Origin of the sequence: Bacillus sp. RC240 (assembly GCF_044907945.1) — a bacterium.
GTDB lineage: Bacteria > Bacillota > Bacilli > Bacillales > Bacillaceae_G > Bacillus_A > Bacillus_A mycoides.
The window spans coordinates 151,745-176,509 of record NZ_JBIYCT010000009.1 but is presented as its reverse complement, the minus strand read 5'-3'; the positions used below and the strand labels follow the sequence as shown (position 1 = coordinate 176,509).

General features: G+C 37.5%; 30 protein-coding genes. 22 read left to right on the top strand and 8 right to left on the bottom strand.

The features are described from left to right. Positions 1-6 precede the first annotated feature (6 nt). On the bottom strand, positions 7-492 hold the full coding sequence (gene moaC, locus ABH955_RS23755; protein ID WP_002129484.1) for a cyclic pyranopterin monophosphate synthase MoaC: 486 nt from the start codon (positions 490-492) through the stop codon (positions 7-9). Between the two features lie 83 nt (positions 493-575). On the opposite strand from moaC, the gene ABH955_RS23750 reads away from it, so the two are divergent. From ABH955_RS23750 to ABH955_RS23720, 7 genes are all read left to right on the top strand, one after another. Beyond that, positions 576-1,865: a molybdopterin molybdotransferase MoeA gene (locus ABH955_RS23750; protein ID WP_404454314.1), complete on the top strand. Its 1,290-nt coding sequence runs from the start codon at positions 576-578 to the stop codon at positions 1,863-1,865. Further along, positions 1,829-2,350: a molybdopterin-guanine dinucleotide biosynthesis protein B gene (mobB, locus tag ABH955_RS23745; RefSeq protein ID WP_002089067.1), complete on the top strand. Its 522-nt coding sequence runs from the start codon at positions 1,829-1,831 to the stop codon at positions 2,348-2,350. Before ABH955_RS23750 ends, mobB begins: the two co-directional genes overlap by 37 nt. Continuing rightward, positions 2,347-2,811, top strand: coding sequence for a molybdopterin synthase catalytic subunit MoaE (moaE, locus tag ABH955_RS23740; RefSeq protein ID WP_404454308.1), 465 nt, complete (start codon positions 2,347-2,349; stop codon positions 2,809-2,811). Before mobB ends, moaE begins: the two co-directional genes overlap by 4 nt. Before the next feature lie 2 nt (positions 2,812-2,813). After that, on the top strand, positions 2,814-3,047 hold the full coding sequence (moaD, locus tag ABH955_RS23735; protein WP_000621795.1) for a molybdopterin converting factor subunit 1: 234 nt from the start codon (positions 2,814-2,816) through the stop codon (positions 3,045-3,047). Positions 3,048-3,146: 99 nt separating this feature from the next. Beyond that, positions 3,147-3,569, top strand: coding sequence for a DUF3888 domain-containing protein (locus ABH955_RS23730; RefSeq protein ID WP_002089063.1), 423 nt, complete (start codon positions 3,147-3,149; stop codon positions 3,567-3,569). A 33-nt stretch (positions 3,570-3,602) separates the two neighbouring features. Further along, positions 3,603-4,460 carry a glucose uptake protein GlcU gene (gene glcU, locus ABH955_RS23725; RefSeq protein WP_002129475.1) on the top strand — a complete coding sequence of 286 codons (858 nt, stop codon included), beginning with the start codon at positions 3,603-3,605 and terminating at the stop codon, positions 4,458-4,460. A 12-nt stretch (positions 4,461-4,472) separates the two neighbouring features. Continuing rightward, complete coding sequence (locus tag ABH955_RS23720; protein ID WP_002015659.1) at positions 4,473-5,258, top strand: glucose 1-dehydrogenase; 786 nt, start codon at positions 4,473-4,475, stop codon at positions 5,256-5,258. 74 nt (positions 5,259-5,332) lie between these two features. Here the strand turns inward: ABH955_RS23720 and ABH955_RS23715 are convergent, their stop codons facing one another. After that, positions 5,333-5,812 (bottom strand): CarD family transcriptional regulator, encoded by a 480-nt coding sequence (locus tag ABH955_RS23715; RefSeq protein ID WP_002089061.1) that lies wholly within the window; start codon positions 5,810-5,812, stop codon positions 5,333-5,335. 280 nt (positions 5,813-6,092) lie between these two features. Between ABH955_RS23715 and ABH955_RS23710 the strand changes: the two genes are divergently transcribed. Continuing rightward, complete coding sequence (locus tag ABH955_RS23710; protein WP_002089059.1) at positions 6,093-6,329, top strand: DUF2553 family protein; 237 nt, start codon at positions 6,093-6,095, stop codon at positions 6,327-6,329. 1 nt (position 6,330) lies between these two features. Beyond that, positions 6,331-6,513 (top strand): sporulation protein Cse60, encoded by a 183-nt coding sequence (locus ABH955_RS23705; RefSeq protein WP_000621751.1) that lies wholly within the window; start codon positions 6,331-6,333, stop codon positions 6,511-6,513. A gap of 34 nt (positions 6,514-6,547) precedes the next feature. Here ABH955_RS23705 and ABH955_RS23700 read toward each other — a convergent pair whose 3' ends face one another. Next, positions 6,548-6,775 (bottom strand): DUF3973 domain-containing protein, encoded by a 228-nt coding sequence (locus ABH955_RS23700; RefSeq protein ID WP_002129470.1) that lies wholly within the window; start codon positions 6,773-6,775, stop codon positions 6,548-6,550. A gap of 424 nt (positions 6,776-7,199) precedes the next feature. On the opposite strand from ABH955_RS23700, the gene ABH955_RS23695 reads away from it, so the two are divergent. Together ABH955_RS23695 and ABH955_RS23690 are read left to right on the top strand one after the other, a co-directional pair. Continuing rightward, positions 7,200-7,631: an SRPBCC family protein gene (locus tag ABH955_RS23695; protein WP_404454303.1), complete on the top strand. Its 432-nt coding sequence runs from the start codon at positions 7,200-7,202 to the stop codon at positions 7,629-7,631. Next, positions 7,632-7,955 carry an ArsR/SmtB family transcription factor gene (locus ABH955_RS23690; RefSeq protein ID WP_113935762.1) on the top strand — a complete coding sequence of 108 codons (324 nt, stop codon included), beginning with the start codon at positions 7,632-7,634 and terminating at the stop codon, positions 7,953-7,955. 40 nt (positions 7,956-7,995) lie between these two features. Here ABH955_RS23690 and ABH955_RS23685 read toward each other — a convergent pair whose 3' ends face one another. Together ABH955_RS23685 and ABH955_RS23680 are read right to left on the bottom strand one after the other, a co-directional pair. Continuing rightward, positions 7,996-9,438, bottom strand: a complete 1,443-nt coding sequence (locus ABH955_RS23685; RefSeq protein WP_404454300.1) for an MDR family MFS transporter — start codon at positions 9,436-9,438, stop codon at positions 7,996-7,998. Positions 9,439-9,650: 212 nt separating this feature from the next. Further along, positions 9,651-10,922, bottom strand: a complete 1,272-nt coding sequence (locus ABH955_RS23680; protein ID WP_002129466.1) for a BaiN/RdsA family NAD(P)/FAD-dependent oxidoreductase — start codon at positions 10,920-10,922, stop codon at positions 9,651-9,653. A 284-nt stretch (positions 10,923-11,206) separates the two neighbouring features. Here ABH955_RS23680 and ABH955_RS23675 point away from each other — a divergent pair, with 284 nt between their 5' ends. Both ABH955_RS23675 and ABH955_RS23670 read left to right on the top strand, forming a co-directional pair. Continuing rightward, positions 11,207-12,859: a putative polysaccharide biosynthesis protein gene (locus ABH955_RS23675; RefSeq protein ID WP_002089053.1), complete on the top strand. Its 1,653-nt coding sequence runs from the start codon at positions 11,207-11,209 to the stop codon at positions 12,857-12,859. Positions 12,860-12,900: 41 nt separating this feature from the next. Beyond that, positions 12,901-13,629 carry a pseudouridine synthase gene (locus ABH955_RS23670; protein ID WP_002034388.1) on the top strand — a complete coding sequence of 243 codons (729 nt, stop codon included), beginning with the start codon at positions 12,901-12,903 and terminating at the stop codon, positions 13,627-13,629. 82 nt (positions 13,630-13,711) lie between these two features. Here the strand turns inward: ABH955_RS23670 and ABH955_RS23665 are convergent, their stop codons facing one another. After that, complete coding sequence (locus ABH955_RS23665; protein ID WP_000805512.1) at positions 13,712-13,933, bottom strand: DeoR family transcriptional regulator; 222 nt, start codon at positions 13,931-13,933, stop codon at positions 13,712-13,714. Positions 13,934-14,290: 357 nt separating this feature from the next. Between ABH955_RS23665 and pepV the strand changes: the two genes are divergently transcribed. From pepV to ABH955_RS23645, 4 genes are all read left to right on the top strand, one after another. Beyond that, positions 14,291-15,697: a dipeptidase PepV gene (gene pepV, locus ABH955_RS23660; RefSeq protein WP_404491745.1), complete on the top strand. Its 1,407-nt coding sequence runs from the start codon at positions 14,291-14,293 to the stop codon at positions 15,695-15,697. Positions 15,698-15,800: 103 nt separating this feature from the next. After that, entirely contained in the window at positions 15,801-16,346 is a 546-nt protein-coding gene (gene thpR, locus ABH955_RS23655) for an RNA 2',3'-cyclic phosphodiesterase (protein WP_404491744.1), read from the top strand. A gap of 137 nt (positions 16,347-16,483) precedes the next feature. Continuing rightward, positions 16,484-18,625, top strand: coding sequence for a type I pullulanase (pulA, locus tag ABH955_RS23650; protein WP_404491743.1), 2,142 nt, complete (start codon positions 16,484-16,486; stop codon positions 18,623-18,625). A gap of 245 nt (positions 18,626-18,870) precedes the next feature. Further along, positions 18,871-19,668, top strand: coding sequence for a phosphotransferase family protein (locus ABH955_RS23645; protein ID WP_002034382.1), 798 nt, complete (start codon positions 18,871-18,873; stop codon positions 19,666-19,668). Positions 19,669-19,671: 3 nt separating this feature from the next. Here the strand turns inward: ABH955_RS23645 and ABH955_RS23640 are convergent, their stop codons facing one another. After that, positions 19,672-19,950 (bottom strand): YtzH-like family protein, encoded by a 279-nt coding sequence (locus tag ABH955_RS23640; RefSeq protein WP_002015625.1) that lies wholly within the window; start codon positions 19,948-19,950, stop codon positions 19,672-19,674. 232 nt (positions 19,951-20,182) lie between these two features. Here ABH955_RS23640 and trmB point away from each other — a divergent pair, with 232 nt between their 5' ends. Together trmB and ABH955_RS23630 are read left to right on the top strand one after the other, a co-directional pair. Continuing rightward, a complete protein-coding gene (trmB, locus tag ABH955_RS23635; RefSeq protein ID WP_002138679.1) occupies positions 20,183-20,836 on the top strand; it encodes a tRNA (guanosine(46)-N7)-methyltransferase TrmB in 654 nt (217 codons plus the stop codon). Positions 20,837-20,906: 70 nt separating this feature from the next. Then, a complete protein-coding gene (locus ABH955_RS23630) occupies positions 20,907-21,761 on the top strand; it encodes a YtnP family quorum-quenching lactonase (protein ID WP_431183423.1) in 855 nt (284 codons plus the stop codon). Positions 21,762-21,889: 128 nt separating this feature from the next. Here ABH955_RS23630 and ABH955_RS23625 read toward each other — a convergent pair whose 3' ends face one another. Next, positions 21,890-22,201, bottom strand: coding sequence for a PepSY domain-containing protein (locus ABH955_RS23625; protein WP_002015622.1), 312 nt, complete (start codon positions 22,199-22,201; stop codon positions 21,890-21,892). Positions 22,202-22,349: 148 nt separating this feature from the next. Here ABH955_RS23625 and ABH955_RS23620 point away from each other — a divergent pair, with 148 nt between their 5' ends. From ABH955_RS23620 to ABH955_RS23610, 3 genes are all read left to right on the top strand, one after another. Beyond that, on the top strand, positions 22,350-23,423 hold the full coding sequence (locus ABH955_RS23620; RefSeq protein WP_078184718.1) for a M42 family metallopeptidase: 1,074 nt from the start codon (positions 22,350-22,352) through the stop codon (positions 23,421-23,423). A 356-nt stretch (positions 23,424-23,779) separates the two neighbouring features. After that, a complete protein-coding gene (locus ABH955_RS23615) occupies positions 23,780-24,289 on the top strand; it encodes a DUF84 family protein (RefSeq protein WP_404491741.1) in 510 nt (169 codons plus the stop codon). 83 nt (positions 24,290-24,372) lie between these two features. Next, entirely contained in the window at positions 24,373-24,687 is a 315-nt protein-coding gene (locus tag ABH955_RS23610) for a thioredoxin family protein (protein ID WP_002015619.1), read from the top strand. The last annotated feature ends 78 nt before the right edge of the window (positions 24,688-24,765 follow it).

Below are 24,765 nucleotides of genomic sequence, written 5' to 3'. Positions count from 1 at the left end.
GTAGGATTAAGAATTTCTAATATAATCTCCATTTTTTCCGCCCGTTTTTTCAAGTAAGTACGTTTCGCCAATAATCATACCCTTATCAACGGCTTTACACATGTCATATACAGTAAGAGCGGTAGCGGAAGCAGCTGTTAAAGCTTCCATCTCAACGCCGGTACTACCTTCTGTTTTAACTTTTACTTCAATAAGTAGCCGATATTGTTCTTCTGACTGTTTCCAATCGAAAGAGACATCAACACCTTTTAATAATAAAGGATGGCACATTGGGATAATATCAGAAGTACGTTTTGCAGCCATAATACCTGCGATTTGTGCGACGGCTAATACGTCACCTTTACCAATTTCGTTGCGTGAGATTTTATCAAAAATTTCTTTCGTAACAAGAATGCTAGAGCATGCTATTGCTGTTCGAACGGTTATTTTTTTGTCACTTATATCAACCATTTTAGCGCGCCCTTGGTCGTTGAAATGTGTGAATGAAGACATGGAATTCCTCCTTGAAGTAATTGCGATTTAATATATAAAGTGTAATCGAGATTAGATATTTTGCAAATATGAGGTGAGAAACAATGGTAGAAAAACGAATCCCGATTCAAGTTGCTGAGGCTGTAGAGCGGGTTATGAAATATGCTAAGCATGGTGAAGTAGAAGAAGTTTCTATTACAGAAAGTTACGGGAGGATTCTTGGAGAGGATGTTGTCTCAGATCACGACGTTCCTCACTTTGATCGTTCTCCTTACGATGGTTTCGCAATTCGAGCAGAAGACACGAAGGAAGCGGGTCAAGAGCATCCGATTGAATTTGAAGTAATAGGAGAGATCGGAGCAGGATCTGTTTTTGCAGAAGAAGTAGGGGCTTTTCAGGCGGTTCGTATTATGACAGGAGCAGCTATTCCAGAAGATTGCAATGCAGTCGTAATGCTAGAACTGACGGAAGGATTCGAGAGGAACGAAAGTACATATATGAAGTTAAAACGTCCTTTCCAAAACGGTGACAATGTGTCATTTAAAGGAGAAGATATAAAACAAAATCAAGTCCTCGTTAAGAAAGGTTTTGTAATCAATCCAGGTGTTGCCGCATTATTAGCGACGTTTGGATATAGCACTGTGAAAGTTGTAAAACAGCCTGTTGTCGGTATTGTAACGACGGGCAGCGAATTACTAGAAGTGCATGAGGCGTTAGAACCAGGAAAAATTAGAAATAGTAACTCTTACATGATTGCCGCTCAAATTATGAAAGCTGGCGGAAAAGTGCGTTACTATGGACAACTTGCTGATGAGTTAGATGCATGTTTTACAGCCGTTAAATCAGCGATAGGTGAGGTTGATATTTTAATTACAACGGGCGGTGTTTCAGTAGGAGATTACGACTACTTACCGGCTATTTATGCAAGGTTACAGGCGAATGTACTCTTTAATAAAATAGCGATGAGACCTGGAAGTGTAACGACAGTAGCTGAAGTTGATGGAAAGTTACTTTTCGGTTTATCAGGTAATCCGTCAGCTTGTTATGTAGGTTTCGAATTATTTGTACATCCAATTATGAAAACGTATTTGCATGCGAAGGAGCCTCACGTATATAGAACTGATGCTATTTTACAAAAAGATTTCCCGAAACCAAATCCGTTTACTCGTTTTGTAAGAGCGAAAGCGAGTATTGTTAATGGGGCACTACAAGCGATGCCAGTCGGTTTAGATAAATCGAGTGCGGTCTCTTCGCTTGCGGATGCAAATGCTTTTATCGTGCTGCCTGGAGGAACGAGAGGATTTGAAGCAGGAATGAAAGTGTCTGTATTATTGTTAGAATGCTCTGAGGGAAGTGATTGGCCGTGGGCAAAGCCTCTTCAATCTTACAAATAGTAGGGTATCAAAATAGCGGGAAAACAACACTTGTAGAGAAGATGGTGCATGCATTAACTGAAAGAGAAATGAAGGTTGCTACAATTAAACATCATGGTCACGGGGGCTTTCCTGAAGTAGCGCAAAAAGACAGTGAAAGACACAGAAAAGCTGGTGCTGTAGTAAGTAGTGTAGAAGGTGCTGGATTACTATCTTTGTCCTCTTTGCGAGATGAATGGTCCTTGCAAGAAATTATCCGCTTGTACGAATTTTTTGAAGTAGATACGATTTTAATAGAGGGCTATAAAGCTGAGAACTATCCGAAAGTAGTGTTACTTCGTTCTGCGGAAGACGCTGAACTTTTACATAAAGTAGAAAATATAGCGGCAGTTATTACGTGGTATGATGCTTCGTCAAATGTGCGAGAAGAATATAAAGTATTTCATATAACAGAAGAAAAATTGTATATAGACTGGTTTTTACAAACGGCTAGGGGTGCAAAATGATAAATACGTATTATGAAGTAATTGATACAGAAATCTCGATTGAAGAGGTGACAAAGAAAGTAGTTCGCCGTGAATGTGGTGCTGTTACAACATTTATCGGGACAGTTAGGGAGTTTACGAAAGGGCGTCGTACACTATACTTAGAGTATGTAGCTTATAAGACGATGGCAGAAAAGATGCTACAGAAAATTGGGTCAGAAGTGAAGGAGAAGTGGCCCGGTACACATGTTGCGATTACGCATCGCATCGGCACGCTACAAATTTCTGATATAGCGGTTGTTGTTGCTGTATCAACGCCTCATCGCAAAGAGGCTTATGAAGCGAATGAATATATTATGGAGCGTATTAAGCAAATTGTTCCAATTTGGAAAAAGGAATTTTGGGAAGCTGGTGACTCATGGATTGGTGACCAATTAGAAAAAACACCATATCCAGCAGGAGAGCCTGGGAAGGAGTTATAAATATGATTCGAGTATTGTTATTTGCGAACTTGCAAGAAGAAGCAGGAACGAGTGAATTACAAATAGAGAAAGAAAATATTACTGTTGCAGAGTTAAAAGATATTGTTGCGAAAGAATATAATGTACCAGTGTCAGCGCCAATAATGGTTGCGATTAATGAAGAGTACGCGAATGAAGATGATACGATACAATCTGGTGATGTAGTTGCACTAATACCACCAGTGAGTGGTGGTTAATATTGGATTTATGCTATAAAAAACGACTTTCCTAAATAGGGAAAGTCGTTTTTTTATGGCATTTTGGAGAACACTATCTTATAGGAAAAGGAGGAAGTTATGAAAAAGATATGTGTAATGATTGCAATGATATGTTCTGTTTTTTTCTTTTCTCCAAGCAATTCTTTGGCAAAAGAATCGACGGAACAGCTTTTAGAAAGTGCGTTACTGAATCGATATTACTCGGTTATAAGGCAAGTGACAGAAGATCAATATGAATGTGACTCAGTTACAAATATAAAGCGTCTAGGCAAGAAAGATGAGTTTGTTCCTAGGTTTGAAGTTACGATACAATTTCTTACATTTCAAGGGGCACATAATCCGCCGAATGATAAAGTTACACTTACTTTGGAAGACAATTTAGATCACATAAAGATAAAGAAAGTGGAGCGAGAAAAGAATGTTTCTGGTGCTATTGTAGAAAAGATTTGTGCACGAAAAAACGAAAAAATAAAAGCTCACTCTAATGATTTAGAGCGATAACCTATGACATTTTGTAGAGAAAGGTAATGAGCGATGGATATACTTTTAGCGATTTTACCAGCTATATTTTGGGGGAGTATTGTGCTATTTAACGTGAAACTAGGCGGGGGACCGTATAGTCAAACGCTCGGTACAACGTTCGGTGCACTTATCTTCTCAATTGTCGTTTATATTTTTATGAAGCCGGTATTAACTCCGACCGTTATTGGAGTTGGAATTGTATCTGGCTTATTTTGGGCACTTGGTCAAGCGAATCAATTAAAAAGTATTGATTTAATGGGTGTTTCTAGAACGATGCCGATTTCAACAGGGCTTCAATTAGTCGCGACAACATTATTCGGGGTTATCGTGTTTCATGAATGGTCAACGACGATATCGGTCGTTCTTGGAGTTTTGGCGCTCGTTTGTATTATTATCGGGGTTATTTTAACATCGCTTCAAAGTAAAGAAGAGAAGAATGCAGAGCAAGCAGGAAATTTTAAAAAAGGAATTATTATTTTATTAATTTCAACAGTCGGTTATTTAGTTTACGTAGTAGTTATCCGGTTATTTAACGTGAACGGTTGGTCGGCTTTATTACCACAAGCGGTCGGTATGGTATTAGGCGGGATTTTACTCACATTTAAACATCATCCATTCAATAAATATGCGATTCGAAATATTCTTCCAGGATTGATTTGGGCAGCTGGAAATATGTTTTTATTCATTTCGCAGCCAAGAGTTGGGGTCGCAACAAGCTTTTCCCTTTCACAAATGGGAATTATTATTTCGACGCTTGGGGGGATTTTTATATTAGGTGAAAGGAAAACGAAGCGTCAATTAATTGGGATTGTTATTGGTATCGTTTTTATTATTGCAGCTGGAATTATGCTGGGGATTGCGAAAGGTTAAGGAGGTATTAAAATGTATAGCGATTTAGAAGGGAAAGTCGTCGTTATTACAGGATCAGCAACTGGTCTTGGAAGAGCCATGGGAGTAAGATTTGCTAAAGAGAAGGCGAAAGTTGTTATTAACTACCGCTCAAGAGAGTCAGAAGCGAACGATGTATTAGAAGAAATAAAAAAGGTAGGTGGAGAAGCGATTGCTGTAAAAGGTGATGTGACGGTCGAGGCAGATGTTGTAAATCTCATTCAATCTGCTGTGAAAGAGTTTGGTACGCTCGACGTCATGATTAATAATGCAGGGATAGAAAACGCGGTACCGTCGCATGAAATGCCGTTAGAGGATTGGAATAAAGTAATTCATACAAATTTAACAGGTGCTTTTTTAGGAAGTCGTGAAGCGATTAAATATTTTGTGGAACACGATATTAAAGGTTCGGTTATTAATATGTCTAGTGTTCATGAGAAAATCCCGTGGCCATTATTTGTGCATTATGCGGCTAGTAAGGGGGGGATTAAGCTTATGACAGAAACGTTAGCGTTAGAATATGCACCAAAAGGTATTCGGGTAAATAATATTGGGCCTGGTGCAATTAATACGCCAATTAATGCTGAAAAATTTGCTGACCCGAAAAAACGTGACGACGTAGAAAGTATGATTCCAATGGGTTACATTGGAAAACCTGAAGAAATCGCAGCAGTAGCAACGTGGCTCGCTTCAGCAGAGGCAAGTTACGTAACTGGAATTACGTTATTTGCAGATGGTGGAATGACTTTATACCCATCATTTCAAGCGGGGCGTGGGTAATATGAAAGGCCAAAGAGATTTAACTCTTTGGCCTTTTTTACGCAAAAAAAAATAGCGGTCGGCTATTTTTAAAATTAATGATTGATTGTATCTTGAAGAAATTCTGTTGCTTGATGTTCTGAAACATTCTGTACGAGCGCAACTTCACTAATAACCATTTTACGCGCATTATCTAGCATTTGTTTTTCGCTCGCATTTAATGCTCTTTCTTTATTGCGACGAAGTAAATCACGAACAACTTCTGCACTATCTTGAAGATTGCCGTTCTTCATTTTTTCCATATTCATTGTATACCTTTGTTTCCAAGAGAGTGAGGGGTCTGATTCCCCATGATGAAATTCAAGAAGTATACCATCTAACGTACCTTTATCGACGATATAACGTATACCTGATTTTTGTAATTGATTCATCGGAAGCATTACTTGCATATCTTTACTAATGATGCGTATAACACAATATTGACGCGTAGTGCCTAATATTTCTTTCTCTTCAATTGCTTCGATGATTCCTGCACCGTGCATTGGATAAACGATTTTATCACCAATTTGAAACAAATCATCCACCTCCGTATGTGGTAACTACTTTTAATGATAACATACTAGGATAAAAATGTCAAATTTTATATAATATCACATCTGATATGCTGTAGTCAATATATAAAAGTCGTTTTTTTGTTTGTTTTTTTGCTCTTATAAGTTGAATAAATAGGGGGAATTTTTTTAGAAAAATAGTACAGGCGCAGAAAGAGAGCATATCCACTTATTTTTAAGCATAAAATATAAAATCGCTAATACAATATACCTAAATCCGTTCTTTGCAAGGGAGGGATAGAAGGTGGGGCGCACAATTAGAATTGATATTACAAATAAAGTTGTAGCTAAATTTAGGCAAGATTATTTGGAATTATATACGAGTAAGTTTATGATAGGTAAGTTTTATGTCTATACTGAAGATAAACAATATGTGTTAGAAGACGGATATATATATGAAGATGGAAAGTTTTATCGCATCATAGATACGCACCGTGGCAATAAACAAGCGGCGGAGGGCTGCGATCTAGGATGGTGTTAACATGATTCGTGTGAAAGTGTTTGATGAAAGTCATGAAAAGGACTTAGAAGACGCTGTAAATGTATTTTTGAAAAAAATTGATGATAGTAACTTTGTAGATATTAAGTACCAAGTCGGTGTTTCTATTAATGATGACGAAAACCAAATTTATTGTTTTTCAGCAATGATCGTTTATAAAGCATAAAAAAGAGCTGGGTGAGCCAGCTCTTTTTTATGTTTTATGTTGGGACAACATGTGTCGGTAATACGTTCATAATAGATTGAGTTGTGCCTAATTTCTTTGTCGCTAAAAGAGGCGCCCCTGTTTCATGGTTTTGGGCATCTGTACACATACCAAGGTGATAACGATCACCTAAAAATGGATCAATATAAAAACCGTTTTTAAAAACTTTATCATTCGGGTGTTTTTCATGGTGAATTTCAGAACAGTTAATGCAATAGAACATAGCTTTCATCTCCTTTTTATTTTTGTTTGAAAAAGTGGGTCGGTAGTCATTTCGCTCCTAAGGAAATGTTGAGGAGAAGAGAAATAACTACCTACCCAAATGGCGGGCATACTCCTTCTGATTTTTACATATCTCGCGTATTGTCCCCGAGGGAAGGAGGAGAGACGAAGTACAGATGAGATAAGTTAGGCGCTTCTCTCAATAGGAGTGATAGAGTTTCATATTGAGGGAATTTTCTATTTTTCATTGCCTTTGTGAGTATATTATGAAGGAATGGTGAGAGGGTGTTTGTCCTGTTGAAAAAATGTTGAGAATTTCTCAACAGTGAAAAAGAGTCTTTCTTGACATGAAACCAAAAGGTGTTATATTGTTGATGTGAAACTAAAAGGTGTTATATTTTAATGCCGAATAAAGGAGATATAAAATGGAACAACAAAATACATTAAATGATATTAAACAAACAATCGTTTTTAACGCGTCTATTCAAAAAGTATGGAATGTAGTATCAACTGCAGAAGGAATTGCGTCATGGTTTATGCCAAATGATTTTGAATTAGAGGTAGGACATGAGTTTCATGTGCAATCGCCATTTGGGCCATCACCATGTAAAGTGTTAGAAATTGATGAGCCAAACCATCTATCTTTCTCATGGGATACAGATGGCTGGGTCGTTTCATTTAATCTGAAAGACCTAGGAGATAATAAAACAGAATTTACGTTAATTCACGGCGGCTGGAAACATCCTGATGAAATCCTCCCAAAACCAAATGCGAAGAGCTCTATTATTCACGAAAGAATGAGCGGCGGCTGGGTAGCGATTGTAAATGAAAAACTGAAAAAGGTTGTCGAAGGCTAAGTGTCCTCATCAGTAGCGAAATATGATGTATTTCAAGCAATTGCTGATCCAACCCGCCGAGAAGTAATACGGTTATTAAGTGACAAAGAGTTACCGATTTCAAAAATAACGGATCATTTTCCGATGAGTCGTACTGCTGTTGTAAAGCACCTTCATATTCTTTCGGAAGCGAATTTAGTGAGTGGAAGAAAGAGCGGAAGAGAGAAGATATATCGTTTGCATCCAGAACCATTAGAGGAATTACAGCAGTGGCTCTCGTACTATGAACGATTTTGGGATAATAAATTGTCCATGCTTAAACATATTGTGGAGAATGAAGAGTAGATTTTATGCAAAAAGGATGACCAAAATGGTCATCCTCTTTTTATTGTTCACTTGTTTGTTTAGTTGGCTTTAATAGGATCCAAGCGATAATTAATGTGAATACCGCTAATACGAAAGTGCTCATATAAATGACGTGTACACTTGATGCTAATGCGGATTGTGATTCGGTTGCTACGTTTGCTGTAGCCCCTCCATGTCCGCCAGAAGAAACAAGATCAAGGTTTTTAATGCCGCGTGCATGAATCATCGTATTGAAGATCGTTCCGAAGATTGCAGCTCCTAGTGTTTGACTAAATGTATTAATAAATGTATTTAAACCAACTGCCGTTCCGCGCGTATTCGCCGGTACAGCTGCTTGAATTGTTACCATGTAAATTGGTGTAACAAGCCCCATTCCTAAGCCGAATAATCCGACTGCAACATAAATAAGGAATGATGGTGAATCTGTTGATAATGTAAATAATAAGAAAGTAGCAACTGATAAAATGCTAGCTCCAAGTAAAATAATTTGTTTCGTTTGTAACTTGCCAACTAAGTTGCCGGAGAACATAGCACCGAATGTCCACATAACAGGAATCGGCATTAAAATGAGTCCAGCCTCTGTCGCATTTTTTCCTAAAACACCTTGGCTCCAAATTGGAAGATACACTGTAATACTAATAATCATTGCGCCAGCAATAAGTGTTAGTATGTTTATTGTAGATAATGTACGGTTAGAGAAAAGTGCTAGCGGAATTAATGGTTCCGGAGACTTTTTCTCGATGTATAAGAAAATAATGAATGAAACAGCGGCAAAGATTAATAGGCCGATAATTGAAATGTCTCCCCAGTTTTGCTTACTACTACCTGTTAATAATGCGTATAGTAAAGCAATTGTACTTAATGAGAAAACTGTCGCACCAAGATAGTCGATATGTTGCTTAGCGGCGGACTTAACAGATTCCTGATAAGAAGTGGCAAACATTAAGCAAGCGATAATTCCAAAAGGAACGTTTAAGAAGAAAATATAGCGCCAAGAAAGAGAATCAACTAAAAATCCACCTACTAACGGCCCAATAACACCAGATACACCCCAAACTGCACTCATCCAGCCTTGTGCTTTCGCGCGGTCTTTCGCTTCGCTATATAGGTCTCCAATAATCGTCATTGTGATCGGCATAACAGCACCAGCCCCTATACCTTGAAGAGCACGGAAGAAGATTAATTGTTCCATTGATGTAACGACTCCGCAAAGTGCAGAACCGATTAAGAAGATTGTTGCTCCGATGAGCAGAACTTTTTTACGGCCGAATAAATCAGCTAGCTTTCCGTATATTGGAGTCGAAACAGCTGTTGCAAGCATATAGATTGCATATACCCAACTAACAAGTTCGACGCCTGACAAATCACTCGTTATACGAGGGATCGCTGTACTAACAATCGTTCCTTCTACCGCAGAAAGAAACGTCATTAGCATTAAAGACATCATGACTTTTTTTCTCATTTGTTTTCCCCTTACCCTTTTTCGAATATTCAACAATATAAAATATAAAGGTACTAAGGTATATAAAGCAACAAAAAAGCAATGGGAAGTTAGGAGGAAGGGATATTTTTGAAGAAACGGTCGACATATTTAAAGTATCGCCGATATAATTTCGTGTATTACTTTGCTATTCCAACATACTAAAAAAAGAAACAGGAGTCCCTGTTTCTTCTTTAATATTGCATTTTTGAATTTTGTCCAGCGGTTGTTCCGGCAATTCGGCCAGTAACAAGGGCAGATGTAATGTTATAGCCGCCAGTATAACCGTGAATATCAAGAACTTCTCCACAGAAGTATAAACCATTCGTGAATTTCGAAGCCATTTCTTTCGGGTTAATTTCTTTAACGGATACACCTCCGCCAGTAACGAATGCTTTTTCAATTGACTGCGTACCATTTACATGGACGGTAAATTCTTTAAAGTCTTTCACAAGTGCGCGAATCTTCTCATGAGAAACTTGTCCAGCTTGTTCGCTACCGTCAATTTCATTTTTTTCTAATAAGAATAGGAAGTAACGTTCAGGAACATAGCCTTTTAAAACGTTTTTAATTCCTTTTTTCGGATCTTCTTTCATTTGTTTCAGCATGCGCTGGAACAGTTGCTCACTATTTTCTTCTGGCAATGCATCGATACTCATGTGCACTGTGTTCGTTTTAAACTTTTTCATCGCTTTCACAACGAATTGGCTACAGCGAAGAGCAGCAGGACCAGATAGGCCGAAGTGAGTGAAAAGCATGTCCATTTTATGAGAAATGATAACTTTTCCTTTCGGGTTTAATACACTTAAGTTTACATCTCGTAAAGCAAGACCTTGTAATGTGCGGTCACGAATAAACGGTTCGTTTGAAAGAATTGGTACTTCTGTTGGGAAAAGTTCTGTAATTGTATGCCCAGCTTTTTCAGCCCAAGCGTATCCGTCTCCAGTAGAACCAGTTTGAGGAACAGATTTTCCGCCAACAGCGATAACGACGTGATTCGTTTCTAACACTTCGCCTGTTTGTAGAATAACTGCTTTCGTTTGACCGTTTTCATACTCAATCGTTTCGACAGGCGTATTCGTACGTATTTTCACACCTAAGTCTTTTAATCGTGTTAACAGTGCATCTACAACAGATTGCGCTTTATTTGATACGGGGAACATGCGGCCATGATCCTCTTCTTTCAGTTGTACACCGAGATTTTCGAAGAATGTAATAATATCTTCATTACTGAAAATAGAAAAAGCACTGTATAAGAAGCGACCATTTCCAGGTATATGTTTAACGATTTCATCAAGTGGTAGACGGTTCGTTACGTTACAACGACCACCACCAGAAATCGCAAGTTTACGTCCTAGTTTATTTCCTTTATCAAGAAGTAAGACGCTTGCGCCTTCTTCAGCAGCACCGATTGCAGCCATTAGCCCTGAAGGACCGCCGCCGATGACAATAACATCATAATGCATAATATATCGACCTCATTTTCTACATTTCCTGCCTAAAAGAATAGCATGTTTTCCCTTAAAAGAAAAATAGAGTGAAGTACTGCTTAAGAGGAGAATTGTGGTACAATACAAAAGTTAGAGTTCAGCATTATCCTGCTATTTATGGGCAATAAGACTACTATCTTAAGATTTATGAGAAGTAAAGAGGGAGTTAAAAAGGTCCGTAAATGCTCGAATGATTAGTAGGAAGGGAGTCTCCCACTAATTATAGTTTCACTTTATTGTAGATGTAGGAGGATTTTCGTATGTCCGATTCAAAATTTCTGCGCGGAACGCTTATTGTGACGTTAGGGACATTTTTAGTAAAGTTCTTAGGCATGATTTACGTTTTTCCGTTTCATGCATTAGTAGGCACAGAAGGCGGAACGCTCTATACATATGGATACATTCCATATACGATATTTTTAAGTATCGCAACGGCAGGAGTGCCGCTTGCTGTTTCTAAGTTTGTTTCCAAATATAATGCACTTGGAGATTATAAAACGAGCCGGAGAATGTTCCGCTCGGGAATGGTTATGATGATAGTAACAGGAGTTCTTTCCTTCTTAGTACTGTACATGACCGCACCATTATTTGCAGAAGCAATGCTTGGTAAACAAAGTTTACAAAATAAGATAGAAGAAGTTACGACGATTATTCGCCTCGTAAGTTTTGCGCTTATTGTTGTGCCGGCAGCAAGTTTGATTCGTGGTTATTTCCAAGGCCACCAATCGATGGGACCGACTACGGTTTCACAAATTATCGAGCAAATTATTCGTATCGTCTTTTTATTAGCGGGTAGTTTCATCGTTATTAAAGTACTTGGCGGTACAGTAGCAACGGCAGTTGGGGTTGCGACATTCGCTGCGTTCGTTTCAGCAGTTGGAGCACTTGGCGTATTAATTTGGTACTGGTTAAAACGTAAAAAATATTTGGATCAATATTTAATTGAGCAAACTGTACCAGAATCGACGGTAAGTACCGCTCAATTGTTTAAAGAGTTGTTTGCATATGCAATCCCTTACGTTGTAATTGGATTAACAATTCCTTTATATCAACAAATTGATACATTGACATTTAACTCTATTATGCAGGCGATTGGTCAAGGAGATATCGCAGAGCGAGCACTCGGTATTTTCACGATGTGGACGCATAAATTAATTATGATTCCAGTATCACTTGCAACAGCGTTTAGTTTAACGCTCGTGCCAGCGATTACAAAGTCGTTTACTGAAAAGCAATACCGTTATTTGAAATTACAAATTACACAAACATTCCAGGCGAATATGTTTTTAACATTGCCAGCAGTTGTCGGTATTTCTACACTTGCATATCCGATTTACACTGCTTTCTACGATTCAGACCCACTAGGTGGACAAGTATTAATGTGGTATGCGCCAGTTGCATTGTTATTCGCTTTATTCACAGTAACAGCAGCAATTCTGCAAGGGATTAACCAGCAGAAACATGCGGTTATTGCGCTTGTGATGGGTGTTATTTTGAAATTTGCATGTAACGTAATCTTTATTCGTTATTTCGGTACAGTTGGGGCGATTTTGGCTACTGCAGTCGGCTTCTTAGCTTCCGTATGGTATACGAATAGACAAATCAAAAAACACGCACACTATTCATTTGGTGTTGTATATAAGAGAACATTCCAAATTGCAGTCTTAACACTTGTAATGGTTATTGCTGTAAAACTATCACAATGGCTTCTATCCTTCATGATTTCGCCTGATGGCCGTATTGGTGCTCTTATTACAGTTGCGATTTGTGCAGGTATTGGTGGTCTTGTTTACGGATTGTTAGCGATTCGCACAGGAGTACTAGAAAGAGTATTTGGCGGAGAAGCTTTAGAGAAAATCCAGCGTAAACTTGGTAGTAGATTCAAAATAAAGTTGAAATCAAAAGGGGCGTAAATACGTCCCCTTTTCTATGATAAATAAAGAAGGTGAAGAACATGAGATTAGATAAATTATTAGCGAATATGGGACACGGAAGTAGAAAAGAAGTAAAGAAATTACTGAAAGACGGCGTTGTGAAGATTGATGGAACGCCAGTGAAAGATGCGAAGTTTCATGTGAATGTAGAAGAGCAAGAGGTTATGATTCACGGTGAAGTTGTGGAATATAAAGAGTTTGTTTATTTAATGATGCATAAACCACAAGGTGTTATTTCAGCGACAGAAGATGATAACCACGAAACAGTAATAGATTTATTAGAATTAGAAGATGCGATTTTCGATCCATTCCCTGTTGGAAGGCTCGATATTGATACAGAAGGTTTCTTATTAATCACAAATGATGGGAAGTTAACGCATCAACTATTATCTCCGAAAAAGCATGTGCCGAAAAAATATTATGCACACATTTCAGGCGTTGTAACGGAAGAGGATGTAATAGAATTCGCTAAAGGTGTAATTTTAGAAGATGGCTATGAAACGAAGCCAGGCGAACTTACAATTTTAAAAAGTGATGATATTTCTGAGATTGAACTCGTTATTACAGAAGGAAAGTTCCATCAAGTGAAGCGTATGTTTGAAGCGGTAGGGAAAAAAGTAGTTTATTTAAAGAGAACAGAGATGGGACCTTTAATGTTAGATGAAGAGTTAGAACTTGGGCAATATCGTGAATTAACAGATGAAGAAGTAGAAATGTTAAAGACGTATCAAGTAGATAACGAAAAGTAACGCCAATTTCAAAGTATAGAAAAGACCCCTTTCTAATGAGTTAGAAAGGGGTATGTATTTATTTACATACAATTATTTTTTATTATGAGGTCATTCTCACTTTCTTTCCTGTCGTTGTCCACTTGCCGCGGCAAGGGCTATACACGAGTTCATTAAACTGCAACACATTTAGATCACGTTGTATTGTTCGCGGTGTGATCCCGAACTCATCTACAAGGTCTTTCGTTGTTACCGTACCGTTTTCATTGATGTACATATAAATTGATTTAATGCGTGTTAGCATACGAGTAGTTGTAGGTTTCAAGAGAAAACCGCTCCTCTACTAGTTTTTTTGACCCCATTCAGGAAAGAAGGTCGTTACTACCATTGTACTCTACATGATAAAATTCATGCTTTAACTTACTTAAATTTTACAAAAGTTTAACAAATATTCATATAGAAAAATATTGGTAGTTGACATTTTATGTCTGGTCAGTCAACTAACTCATAAATTTCTACGTAAAACGCCAAATTCCTGCAAATTTTTTTTGAAAAATAAAAGAAAAACTAATAAGAAATATCTGAAATATTAAAATTGTCCGTTATTAGGTTTTCATGTATGGCATAAGAGATTTTCGTTTGCTATGATGAAAGAGACAATATAGTGAAGGATGGATGCGTGATGTCGACGATTAATTGGACAGAAGAAGTTACAAAAAGAAAAGATGATTTAATTCGTGATACACAAAAATTTTTACAAATTAAAAGTGTATGGGAAGAAGAATCTGCGAAAGAGGGCGCACCATTTGGTGAAGGTGTAGAAAAAGCCTTATCTTTCATGTTACATAAAGGAGAAGCAGAAGGTTTCGCTTCTAAAAATTTAGAAGGATATGCAGGTCATCTTGAAATGGGACAAGGAGAAGAACTAGTAGGTATTCTTTGTCACGTTGATGTTGTACCAGAAGGAGATGGCTGGACAGCTCCTGCGTATAGTGCGGATATTCGCGACGGGAAGATTTTTGCACGCGGTGCAATTGATGATAAAGGGCCGACGATGGCAGCTTATTATGCGATGAAAATCGTTAAAGAATTAGGCTTACCTCTTTCAAAACGTGTTCGTATGATTTTAGGAACAGATGAGGAAAGTAATTGGAAGTGTGTAGAGCATTATTTTAAAAATGAGGAAATGCCAACAATCGGTTTTGCACCGGATGCAGATTTTCCGATTATTAATGCGGAAAAAGGAATTTCTGACATACAAGTTGTGCAAAGTGGTGGCGAAGAGAAAGAAGGCACATTTAAGCTTATTTCATTTGAGTCAGGTCGTCGTTTAAATATGGTTCCTGATTTTGCAGAAGCAGTTATTACAGGAGAAGATGTAAATACACTTACAGTAGCATATGAGGAGTATTTACAAACTGCTAAAAAAATAGGTAAAGCAATTGTAGAAGGAAAGACGGTGACGTTGCAAATCAAAGGGATTTCAGCTCACGGATCTACTCCGGAAAAGGGAGAAAATGCAGGTTTATTATTGGTAAACTTCTTAACGAAAGTTTCACTTGATGGAAAAGGGGCTTCATTTGCCTCGTTTGTAACAGAAACATTTACAGGTGATATTATTGGAGAAAAAGCTGGTATTTCTTATAAAGATGATATTAGCGGGCCGTTAACAGTGAATGTTGGTCGCTTGTCTTACTCGCAAGAAAACGGTGGTAATTTAGGATTAAATGTACGCTATCCAGTTACAACTAACTTTGAAGAAACGATTGCAAAGTTAAAAGAATATGTTGGTACTCATGGATTTGAAGTAGCGGATTATTCTAACTCTCGCCCGCATCACGTTGACAAAGATCATACGTTAATTCGTACTTTGCAACGTGTATATGAAGAACAAACTGGTGAAAAAGCTGAATTGTTAGCAATTGGCGGTGGTACTTATGCTCGTTCATTGAAAGCTGGCGTTGCATTTGGCCCGTTATTCCCAGGAAAAGAAGAACTTGCGCATCAAAAAGACGAGTACATTGAAATTGAAGATTTATTAAAAGCGACAGCGATTTACGCTCAAGCAATTCATGAATTAGCGAAATAAAAGATATGTAAATAATGACCGCTCTCTACTTTAGAGGGCGGATTCTTTTTAGCTGAATGAGATAAGCAAGAAAAGCAACAATAACATAAAGGAGACGATGTAGATGGTGCCGCATTATTTTGTCGCAGTAACTTTACCACGTCATATAAAAGAAATTCTTTCTAATTATAAAGAGGAAATGAAGGATGAATTACCATTTCGCTCGTGGGTACATGAAGAAGACTATCATATTACCCTTTCATTTTTAGGAAGTGCGGCGCAGGAACAGTTAGAAGGAATAAAGAATGGATTACAAACACTTACAGAAAAAACGGAATTATCGTTCACGTTACAAGGACTTTCTACATTCGGACAGGTGGACCAGCCTCGTATATTTTGGGCGGGGATAAGTGATAATCAAGATTTGTTTACTTTACAAAAGCAAGTGCATACAATTTGTGAAGAAAATGGCTTCTCTCTAGAGACACGTCCTTATCATCCACATATTACTGTTGCGCGTAAATGGGTAGGAGAAAAAGTGTTTGATCTGACAAATGTAAAAGAGTTACCTGTAACATCATTTCAAGCAGATACGATTACTTTGTATGAATCTCACGTTAAGGAAACGCCGAAGTATAAATCGATTACTGAAATAAAACTACAAAAATAGAATGTATGAAAACGTTTTTTATACAGGTGAATATACTATAGGGAATAATGTGTTACTGTATAGAGCTTCGCTGATAAGAAAACCTTTATCATTTGCAGCTCGTTTCATTTTAATTTTGAGAATGATGGTGATTTTTTATGTTGAAAGTAAAACGTCCATTTGATGCCTATTTAGATGAAATGAATAAAATTACAATTTTGCTCCCGCATGCGTATGGAACAAGCCGGACATTTCGTTTACAAGAAGGAAGCAATGTGAAAGAGTTACCGATTGTTCATACTATTGCTCTTCCAGATGCAACGAAGTATGAATGTTTTATAGAAGAGCCGATAGATGTGGGGAAGTATTATACAGTACGTGATGAACGGAATGAAGAAACAGATTTACAAATAGGCGCTGTGATTCGAACAGTAGTTTTCGATGAAAAATATTATTACGAAGGTACCGACTTAGGTGCTGTGTATAAAAAAGAAGAAACAATATTTAAAGTATGGGCTCCGACTGCAAGGCTTGCGAAAGTACGGATTTATAAAAGTGATAAAGAATATATTGATTATGAAATGTACAGAGAAGAAAACGGAGTGTGGATTCATACATTACAAGGTGATCATGATGGAGCACGATATACATTCCTTGTTTGTATTAATTTAATATGGAACGAAGCGGTTGACCCTTATGCAAAGTCTGCGATGATAAATGGAAAATACGGCGTCGTTATCGATTTGGAAAAAACGAATGTGACAAAACGAGTAGAATTATCACCATTACAGTCAATGACAGATGCCATATTGTATGAACTGCATATTCGTGACGCTACTATTCACCCAAACAGTGGGGTGAATAAGAAAGGAACATATAAAGGGCTAATGGAAGAGGAGACAGTAGGGCGAAATGGGACATTAACAGGATTGTCTCATATAAAAGATTTAGGCGTTACACATGTTGAACTATTACCTTTACATTGTTTTGGTGGTATAGATGAAGTGAATCCTGCTTCCGCATATAATTGGGGCTATAATCCGTTATATTACAATGTACCAACAGGATTTTATGTTACAAACCTTTCTGATCCATATAACAGGATAGTAGAGTGTAAACAACTAATTGAAACATTTCATGATCACGGCATCAGGGTGATTATAGATGTTGTATATAATCATGTTTATGAAAGAGAATTATCATCATTTGAGAAGCTTGTCCCGGGATATTATTTTCGTCATGGGGAAGACGGTATGCCTTCTAATGGGACGGGAGTTGGAAATGATATAGCATCTGAACGGAAAATGATGAGGAAATTTATTATAGAATCTGTTTTATATTGGCTTACTGAATACAATGTTGATGGATTCCGATTTGATTTAATGGGAATTTTAGATGTTGAAACGATGAATGAATTAGAAAAAGAAGTACGAAAAATAAAGCAGGATGCGCTGTTATTAGGTGAAGGATGGGATTTGCAAACACCGCTTCCTCTTGAAGAGAAAGCGACGTTAAATAATGCGAATAAAATGCCATGTATCGCACAGTTTAATGATCAATTTCGTGATGGAATAAAAGGAAGTACTTTTAATATTAATAAACGTGGCTTTGCATTTGGTGGGCATGTAGATTGTAATCATTTGCAGTATATAGTAGCTGGTAGCCTTTTAAGTATGAAAGAAACAGGATTGTTTCTAGAGCCAATGCAAAGCATCAACTATGTAGAATGTCATGACAATATGACGATGTGGGATAAACTAGTGCAAAGTAATCCAGAATCAGAAGAAATTTTGAAAAGGCGTCATCGTTTAGCAACTGCAATGGTTATTCTTTCACAAGGGATTCCTTTCTTACATGCGGGGCAGGAGTTTTATCGTACGAAGCAAGGGAATGAAAATAGCTATAATGCAAATGATGAAATTAATCAATTAGATTGGGATCAAAAAGAGAAAGAGATGGAGACCGTTAACTATATAAAAGGGTTAATTGCGATTCGCAAAGGGCACGGGGCATTCCGATTACAAAATGCAGACCTTATAAAAACGCATATGACTTTTTTGCAAACATCTACAGAAGTACTGGCATACCACCTAGAGCATGTAGAATTATTTGGACCGTGGAAAGAGATTGTAGTTTTATTTAATAGCGGTTTGGAAGCTAAAACGGTGCAGCTTCCAAAAGAAGAAACGTGGCATGTGTTAGTAAACGAAAAGCAAGCGAAAATAGAGCCAATTTCTTCATTTAGAGGAAAGGAACTTCAATTGGCTCCAATTAGCACGTATATATTGACGATAATGTGACAAATCGCTACTTGACGATGAGAATGTAATAAATGTAGAATTGACAAAGGTGACGATTTTCATAAGTTGTCATTCTATGATTGATTTTGTAAAATAAACTAGAAGAACAGGTGATTTATCCTGTTTTCGGCTTATGCCAAGTTTTTTCATTCAAATACAGTAAAATATATGAATCCACAACATGTGTAGAAATGTTGCGGTTTTTCTTTTCATAACTATAAAAGATAAGGATTTGTTAACGGGTAATGAATATGGAATGGTTGGAACAATTATTAGGAAAAGAGTGGAGTCTTATACCGGCTGGTGGAGTAACGGGCGATGCATATATTGCGCAAAACGGACAACAAAAGTTATTTTTAAAGCGGAATACATCGCCCTTTTTAGCGGTATTGTCAGCAGAAGGAATTGTTCCAAAATTACTTTGGACAAGAAGGGTAACGAACGGTGATGTAATTTCTGCTCAAAAATGGCTTCCGGGACAGAAGTTAGAGCCAGAGGATATGAAACTAGAACGTGTTGCGAAACTTTTGAAGAAAATACACTCCTCTAAAGCGCTTGTGCAGATGATTCAAAGGCTAGGAAAGCAGCCGCTTCATGCGCAAGAGTTATTACAACAATTACAGCTCGTTTTAAGAGGAGATATAAGAGTTGATGAAACAATTCAGCAAGGTCTGCAATATTTAACGGAGTCATTAAAAGATATTGAGTACAATGAATTCGTTGTATGCCATTGTGATGTAAACCATAACAATTGGATATTGTCGGACGAAGATGAATTGTTTTTAATTGATTGGGATGGGGCTGTTATTGCTGACCCAGCTTTAGATCTTGGTATGTTATTATATTGGTATGTTCCGCGCCATGAATGGAGTGAGTGGCTCGGATATTATGAGATTGAACTAGATGAATCATTGCTTAGGCGTATGAGATGGTATGTGATAGCACAAACGATTTTATCTATGCAATGGCACACAACAAAAAAGCAGCAAGCAGAAGCTAAATATTGGCATCAATATTTACAGCAACTACTTGCTTCAGAATAATACTTAAGAAAAATTGTCCATTCCAGCAATCCACTGAGTAAGTTGTTCTTGATTATTGGAAATATGGTTGTCCAAATTAGAGGAAGATTTACCCGATTGACTATAAGAATATACATCGTTTAGCATTACTTTAGTGTCACTACTTATACTATCGTTTGCGAGTAACGATTGAATGAGTCGCTCTAATTGCTCGCATTCAGAAACTGTCCCGCAGCAATCACTTTGATGGTTGATTAAAATATCTTTTAACACTTCTAATTGATGCTGTTGATTAATTGGCATGAACGGATCATCCTTTCGAGTGTTTTTCTCTCTCTAGAAATGTAAGAGAAAAAGCTATTTCGTCATGGAATGTTTAATGCTTTATGTAGTTTTTATCAAAATGGTACATCTTATACTTGAAAGAAACGGACCGAGTGCTCGTACGTACTTGGTTTTTTGTTTGATAGATTGATTAAAACAGAAAGAAGGAATTTTTCCTTTAAAATAGTTTTGTAAAGAGAGGGAGACATCTATGCGTTTAAGACATAAGCCTTATGCAATGGATCGAATTAATGAGTATTCACATATCGTAATTGGAAACCCAGAGGAGAGCGCTGGTAACTGGAAAGAAATATTTGGAAATGAACAGCCAATTCATATTGAAGTAGGTACAGGACGTGGCCGCTTTATGTATGATATGGCAAAAGCAAATCCGCATATTAACTATATTGGAATTGAAAAATTCACAAGTGTTGTTGTAGATGCACTTGATAAATTAATTGAAGAAGAAGTACCGAACTTAAAGTTAATTAATAAAGATGCTGAAGATTTAACAGTTTTCTTTGCGAAAGGTGAAATTGACCGCGTTTATTTAAACTTCTCAGATCCATGGCCGAAGAATCGTCATACGAAGCGTCGTTTAACGTATAAAACATTTTTACGCAATTATGAAGAAGTGTTAGTAGATGGCGGAGAAATTCATTTCAAAACTGATAACCAGGGATTATTTGAATATTCTCTTATGAGTATGGCTGAGTATGGTATGTTATTAACTTACCTTAGCCTAGATCTTCATAATAGTGATTATGAAGGAAACATTATGACAGAATACGAAGAGAAATTCTCTAGTAAAGGTCATCGTATTTACCGAGTTGAAGCAAAATATCGTACGGAGCCTATGCAGTAATGCATAGGTTTTTTATATGAAAAATAATCGGAATATTATGTTAAAATTAAATGAAAAAGGGGGATGGGATATGGAACAGTTACAAATTGGAAATATAAAAGTGACGTGGCTAAAAGGTGGGAATACACATTTAGATGGAGGCGCGATGTTTGGAGTTGTGCCAAAAGTACTTTGGTCACGAAAATATAAACATAATGATACAAATCATATTTATTTACGAACAGATCCGTTACTCTTACAAACGAAAGAAGGAAACATGCTTATTGATTCAGGGATAGGGAATGGTAAATTGAATGAGAAAATGAAGCGGAATCAAGGTGTAACAGAAGAATCATCAGTTAAGGAATCTTTAGAAAAATTGGGACTGCATACTGAAGATATTCATTACGTCTTAATGACGCATCTTCATTTTGACCATGCATCTGGTTTAACAAAATGGGAGGGAAATCACCTTGTTCCGGCGTTTCCGAACGCAACGATTTATGTAAGTGAGACTGAATGGAATGAAATGAAAAATCCGAATGTTAGATCGCGTAATACATATTGGAAGGAAAATTGGGAGCCAATCGTTGATAAGATTGTTACGTTCAAGCAAGAAATAGAAATTACGGATGAAATAAAGATGGTGCATACGGGTGGTCATAGCGATGGACATGCCGTTGTCGTCCTTGAAAGTCAGGGTGAAACGATGCTTCATTTAGCGGACATTTTACCGACGTATGCACATCAAAATGTATTATGGGTAATGGCATATGATGACTATCCAATGACATCGATTGAACATAAACAAAAGTGGATGAAGTATGGTGCTGAAAAAGAGGCGTGGTTTACTTTTTATCATGATGCATATTACCGTGCAGTAAAGTGGAATGAGGAAGGGCATATAGTGGAGAAGATAGAGAGAAAAACAAATATAGAAGCTTAATATTAATAAGAGGAAGGTGTCCAAAAATATTTATTGGAACAATCTCCACTTATTATGTATTGCTGTTATTATCAGCTTTTGTTGGTAATTCTAAAAAAAAAGAGGTTCACCTAATGGGAAACCTCTTTTTATGCTGCTATAACCTCTAAAACAGTACCTGTTTTAGCATCAACTAAAAATTCAAATCGTTCTTGTATTTCATCTAACATCGTTGTAAGACCGCCGCGATAAACTTCGTACGCGACATCATATTTTTCAAATGCCTCTGGAACCATATGTACCCAAGAGCCAGTAATTTCACCTTTATGACTTAATGCTTGTTTCACCATTTTCAATGCTTTTTCTGAAGAAATATGGGATTGTTCTTGTACTTTGTTTGCAACGAAATAACCAGCTGCGAACCCAACGCCAAGACCTGTGACTAAACCTTTCCAGCTCATATATTCACCTCAATTCTGTAAAATAAAAATAGTGTACCAATAATAATTATAATGCAAATGCAACTAAAAAAGAAGAAACTAGAAACATTTCGAAAATTTCGTTACAATAAAAGAGGTATTCTACTAAGGTTTGAAAGAAGGGGACTTCGTGAATAAAGAGACATTACAATTATTTCGTACGTTAACAGAATTACAAGGTACATCAGGTTTTGAACATGATGTGCGCAGTTTTATGAAGCAAGAATTAAGCAAATATGCTGATGAGATTGTGCAAGACGGTTTAGGTAGCGTATTTGGCCTGAAAAAAGGGGACGAAACTGGCCCGCGCGTTCTTGTAGCAGGTCATATGGATGAAGTAGGTTTCATGGTTACGCAAATTACGAAAAATGGGATGCTTCGTTTTCAAACGTTAGGTGGCTGGTGGAGCCAAGTACTATTAGCTCAGCGTGTACAAGTTATGACGAAGAATGGTCCTGTTATTGGGGTTGTTGGTTCCATTCCTCCTCATTTATTAAGTGATGCGCAACGTGCAAAACCGATGGATATAAAAAATATGTTAATTGATATAGGTGCAGATAGTTATGAAGATGCGATTGAAATTGGCATAAAGCCAGGGCAACAAATCGTTCCAATCTGCCCATTCACGCCAATGGCAAATGAAAAGAAAATTATGGCGAAAGCTTGGGACAACCGCTATGGATGTGGCCTTGCTATCGAATTGCTAAAGGAATTAAAAGATGAAACATTACCAAACACATTATACTCTGGTGCGACTGTACAAGAAGAAGTAGGTCTTCGCGGAGCACAAACTGCTGCAAATATGATTCAACCAGATATTTTCTATGCGCTTGATGCAAGTCCAGCAAATGATGCATCTGGTGATAAGACGCAGTTCGGTCAATTAGGAAAAGGCGCTCTTCTTCGTATTTATGACCGCACAATGGTAACACATAGAGGAATGCGCGAATTCATTTTAGATACAGCAGAAACACATAACATTCCGTACCAATACTTTATTTCACAAGGTGGTACAGATGCGGGCCGTGTGCATACAAGTAACTCTGGTATCCCATCAGCAGTAATTGGTGTTTGTGCACGCTACATTCATACACATGCTTCTATTTTACATGTTGATGATTATGCGGCAGCGAAGGAATTAATTACGAAGCTTGTGAGAGCGACGGACAAAACGACGTTAGAGACAATTAAGAATAACGCGTAAAGAGGAAGAAGGGCTGAAGAGCCTTTCTTTTTTTAGGTAGGAGAGATGGCCCAGCGATGAGTGGTGGCGGTTAGTGCTTAATTGGTGCTCGAATGATGTGTTTAAACCCCGGATAGGAAGCGAGAGGAAGGCTGTTTTTGTGTTCGAGGCCGGTAATGATTTTAGAAAAGCTCTTTCTTTTTTTGATTGAATAGATGGCCCAGCGATGAGTGGTAGCGGTTAGTGCTTAATCGGTGCTCACTCCGAATAGATAGTGAGAGTATGATCTATTTTAACGTTTGAGTCCCGAAGTTGTGAAAGTGAAAAGTTTGAATGTAGAAGGAATATGAGTATGAATTTATATAGAGGTGAATGAAATGAAGGTAGTAGTTGGATCGAAGAATAAGACGAAGGTTGGGGCTGTGGAGAAGGTTTGGGAAGATGTTGAAATTACATCTCTTTCTGTTCCATCAGGAGTAGCAAATCAGCCTTTTTCAGATGAAGAGACGATGCAAGGAGCAGTAAATAGGGCGAAGAGAGCATTGCAGGAAGGTGCAGCTCATATCGGCATTGGGCTAGAAGGCGGCGTTATGAAAACGGAGCATGGGTTATTTATGTGTAACTGGGGTGCTTTAGCGACGATTGAAGGTAAAACATTTGTTGCGGGCGGGGCGCGTATTAAGTTACCAGACGATTTTTTAGCACCGCTTGAAGAAGGAAAAGAGCTAAGTGAAGTGATGGAAGAGTTTGTAGAGCGAAAAGATATTCGTAGTCACGAAGGTGCTATCGGTATTTTTACAGATGATTATGTCGACCGAACGGAATTATTTGTACACGTTGTTAAGTTACTTGTTGGGCAATATAAGTATGATGAAAAGCAAGCATAAACCTTGCACCATGCGCGATGTATGGTAGTATAAAGAAAAGATTATAGTGTGAAAAAGTGCACTCGTTAGAGGAGGGAATATAGATGAAATCATTAGAAAGCATGGAACAATTCCAAGAATTAAAAAATGAAGAGAATGTAGTCTTCATGTTCTCAGCAGAATGGTGCCCAGATTGCCGTTTCGTTGATCCATTTATGCCAGAAGTAGAAGAGAAGTATAGTGATTTCTCATTTTACTATGTAGATCGTGATGAATTTATTGATTTATGCGTGAAAGTAGACGTATTTGGCATTCCAAGCTTTGTAGCGTACAATAAAGGTGAAGAAACTGGACGCTATGTAAATAAAGATCGTAAAACACAAGAGCAAATCGAAGAGTTTATTGAAGGTTTAAAATAAGACAATTAGCCAATTGAATTGTAAAAACAACCTCTACCTTCGCGGGGGAGGTTATTTTTTTGGAAGGGAGGAAAAAGA

Excerpts from the sequence above, each read along its gene's own strand:
- moaC (WP_002129484.1), bottom strand. The coding sequence starts at position 492 with ATGTCTTCATTCACACATTTCAACGACCAAGGGCGCGCTAAAATGGTT.
- ABH955_RS23750 (WP_404454314.1), top strand. The coding sequence starts at position 576 with ATGGTAGAAAAACGAATCCCGATTCAAGTTGCTGAGGCTGTAGAGCGG.
- moaE (WP_404454308.1), top strand. The coding sequence starts at position 2,347 with ATGATAAATACGTATTATGAAGTAATTGATACAGAAATCTCGATTGAA.
- moaD (WP_000621795.1), top strand. The coding sequence starts at position 2,814 with ATGATTCGAGTATTGTTATTTGCGAACTTGCAAGAAGAAGCAGGAACG.
- ABH955_RS23730 (WP_002089063.1), top strand. The coding sequence starts at position 3,147 with ATGAAAAAGATATGTGTAATGATTGCAATGATATGTTCTGTTTTTTTC.
- glcU (WP_002129475.1), top strand. The coding sequence starts at position 3,603 with ATGGATATACTTTTAGCGATTTTACCAGCTATATTTTGGGGGAGTATT.
- ABH955_RS23720 (WP_002015659.1), top strand. The coding sequence starts at position 4,473 with ATGTATAGCGATTTAGAAGGGAAAGTCGTCGTTATTACAGGATCAGCA.
- ABH955_RS23705 (WP_000621751.1), top strand. The coding sequence starts at position 6,331 with ATGATTCGTGTGAAAGTGTTTGATGAAAGTCATGAAAAGGACTTAGAA.
- ABH955_RS23700 (WP_002129470.1), bottom strand. The coding sequence starts at position 6,775 with ATGTTCTATTGCATTAACTGTTCTGAAATTCACCATGAAAAACACCCG.
- ABH955_RS23695 (WP_404454303.1), top strand. The coding sequence starts at position 7,200 with ATGGAACAACAAAATACATTAAATGATATTAAACAAACAATCGTTTTT.
- ABH955_RS23685 (WP_404454300.1), bottom strand. The coding sequence starts at position 9,438 with ATGAGAAAAAAAGTCATGATGTCTTTAATGCTAATGACGTTTCTTTCT.
- ABH955_RS23680 (WP_002129466.1), bottom strand. The coding sequence starts at position 10,922 with ATGCATTATGATGTTATTGTCATCGGCGGCGGTCCTTCAGGGCTAATG.
- ABH955_RS23675 (WP_002089053.1), top strand. The coding sequence starts at position 11,207 with ATGTCCGATTCAAAATTTCTGCGCGGAACGCTTATTGTGACGTTAGGG.
- ABH955_RS23670 (WP_002034388.1), top strand. The coding sequence starts at position 12,901 with ATGAGATTAGATAAATTATTAGCGAATATGGGACACGGAAGTAGAAAA.
- pepV (WP_404491745.1), top strand. The coding sequence starts at position 14,291 with ATGTCGACGATTAATTGGACAGAAGAAGTTACAAAAAGAAAAGATGAT.
- thpR (WP_404491744.1), top strand. The coding sequence starts at position 15,801 with ATGGTGCCGCATTATTTTGTCGCAGTAACTTTACCACGTCATATAAAA.
- pulA (WP_404491743.1), top strand. The coding sequence starts at position 16,484 with ATGTTGAAAGTAAAACGTCCATTTGATGCCTATTTAGATGAAATGAAT.
- ABH955_RS23645 (WP_002034382.1), top strand. The coding sequence starts at position 18,871 with ATGAATATGGAATGGTTGGAACAATTATTAGGAAAAGAGTGGAGTCTT.
- ABH955_RS23640 (WP_002015625.1), bottom strand. The coding sequence starts at position 19,950 with ATGCCAATTAATCAACAGCATCAATTAGAAGTGTTAAAAGATATTTTA.
- trmB (WP_002138679.1), top strand. The coding sequence starts at position 20,183 with ATGCGTTTAAGACATAAGCCTTATGCAATGGATCGAATTAATGAGTAT.
- ABH955_RS23630 (WP_431183423.1), top strand. The coding sequence starts at position 20,907 with ATGGAACAGTTACAAATTGGAAATATAAAAGTGACGTGGCTAAAAGGT.
- ABH955_RS23625 (WP_002015622.1), bottom strand. The coding sequence starts at position 22,201 with ATGAGCTGGAAAGGTTTAGTCACAGGTCTTGGCGTTGGGTTCGCAGCT.
- ABH955_RS23615 (WP_404491741.1), top strand. The coding sequence starts at position 23,780 with ATGAAGGTAGTAGTTGGATCGAAGAATAAGACGAAGGTTGGGGCTGTG.
- ABH955_RS23610 (WP_002015619.1), top strand. The coding sequence starts at position 24,373 with ATGAAATCATTAGAAAGCATGGAACAATTCCAAGAATTAAAAAATGAA.